This window comes from Dyadobacter sp. CY312 (assembly GCF_021390535.1).
In the GTDB taxonomy this organism is placed as follows: domain Bacteria; phylum Bacteroidota; class Bacteroidia; order Cytophagales; family Spirosomataceae; genus Dyadobacter.
This window is the reverse complement of record NZ_JAJUXG010000051.1, coordinates 1-1946: the sequence shown is the minus strand read 5'-3', so window position 1 is coordinate 1946 and position 1946 is coordinate 1. Positions and strand designations below refer to the sequence as shown.

Annotated in this window: 1 protein-coding gene; it reads right to left on the bottom strand. The window is 40.9% G+C overall.

Annotated features, from left to right (window positions below; translation table 11 throughout):
- Window positions 1-223 precede the first annotated feature (223 nt).
- Entirely contained in the window at window positions 224-1759 is a 1536-nt protein-coding gene (locus LZG71_RS30305) for an IS1182 family transposase (RefSeq protein ID WP_233827024.1), read from the bottom strand.
- Between the last annotated feature and the right edge of the window lie 187 nt (window positions 1760-1946).

The following is a 1946-nucleotide window of genomic DNA, read 5'->3' as shown; positions in this document are numbered from 1 at the left end:
CTTAAATTAGTTTCCATGAGCTTCGGGTTTTAGTTATCACTTCTGTCAACTTAAAGTTACTGTGAAACTTAATCCGAAGCTTTACTTTTCAAACATACAAACTCAAATTCAAATTGAGGCGTCCTCTTTCATTTATATTTTATTGCGTCACGATTTGTTGGTCTGGTAGCACTGTTAAAAGCTAACAAGGTTATGTAGCAGAATATGGTAAAAACAGGGTCCTTTATGCGGCCTTTTTTCTAATATTCTGTGCTATTGCTAGCAATCCCCACTCGATTTCTACTTTTTGCTTGCCACGAAGCACGAACCTGCGGAAGCCGTGGTTATTTTTTATGTTGCCGAATACAGGTTCGACGTCAAAACATCGCCTCTTTCGTTTCTCAATACCTTCTTCGCTTTTCAAAAGCTCATCTGCCTGCTTTTTCTGTCGTTCCAGATTCACATTGATCTGGATAACTCTTTCACTTTTCGATTTGTGACAGACACCGTTCAGCGGACAACCCTGGCAATTGATAGCCTTATAGAGTCTGGCTGTCTGCTCAAAACCCGTTACTGTTTTGCGTTTGCTGTTACCAATGTAGCGCATCTTCTGGCCCATTGGGCAGATATAATGATCTGCTTCTGCGTTGTAAAAAAGCTTATCAACACTGAACGGATGCTTTTTATTATAGGCACGATTTTGACGTTTATCAAAGAGGCTATACTTCACATAAGCAGTTATGTTTTTCCCTTCCAGCAAAGTGTAATTCTCTTCTGAACCATAACCAGCATCAGCAGTCAGGCATTTTGGCGTAGCACCAAAGCTATTTTCATGCTGTTCAATGTGCTCTGCAAGTGTATTGGTGTCGGTCGTATTAGAATGGATCGTGTAATTGACAATAAACTGGTTCGAAGTTGATATTTGCACATTGTAGGCCGGTTTAAGCTGGCCATTTTTCATGTGATCCTCTTTCATACGCATAAAAGTGGCGTCAATATCGGTCTTACTATAACTATTCCGCTCGCCCAAAATAGCCTCCTGTTTTTCATAGCGTTCGATATTGAGTGGATAGTGTTTGGTAACATACCCCAGCTTGGCCTTCATCTTCTTGTCTACATTGTCTTTTCCAGCCAGCACCTGATTGAGTTTATCAACGGTCTGCTGGACTTTTTCTTTGTTGATCGTAGTCAGGTCTGGTGGATCTGGCAGGTTATCCTCACTGGCAGCAACACTCTGGGCATATTCCCAGATATGGGTCAGCTGCTTTTTCATCTTTTCCTTATTGGTCGCAATTGCCTTCTTCCACACAAAAGTATACTTATTGGCATTGGCCTCAATTTTAGTGCCGTCTGTGTACACCTCTTCAATACTCAAAAAGCCTTCCTGTGCAAGCAGCTCCACCACCTGCTCAAAAACAGCACGTAATGCAGTTTTCAGGCGCACGCCCCGAAAACGGTTAATTGTGTTATGATCAGGATGGCTCATCGAACTCAGATACATAAAGTAGATGCTCTCTTTACAAGCTGCTTCCAACTTTCTGCTTGAATAAATATTGCTCACATAGCCGTAGACCAGCACTTTTAATAGCATCTGAGGATGATAACTGGAACAGCCGCTTGTATGATAAGCAGTATTGAGCGGCTCTAAACTGATCCTGTTTATTACATCATTGACCACACGGCAAGCATGATCTTTGGGTATCAACTCCTCTAAACTTGGAGGTAAGAGCATCAACTGATGTTGATCATAAGGTTTGAAAGTAGGTTGTCGGCGGCCCATTGTTCCTGATTTTCTTATATCTAAAGATAATCAATTCCGAAAAAATAAGCAACCATCTAAATGCAAAAAGAGACTGCCCTTTTGAGTTTGTATGTTTGAAAAGTAAAGCTTCGGATTAAGTTTCACAGTAACTTTAAGTTGACAGAAGTGATAACTAAAACCCGAAGCTCATGGAAACTAATTTAAG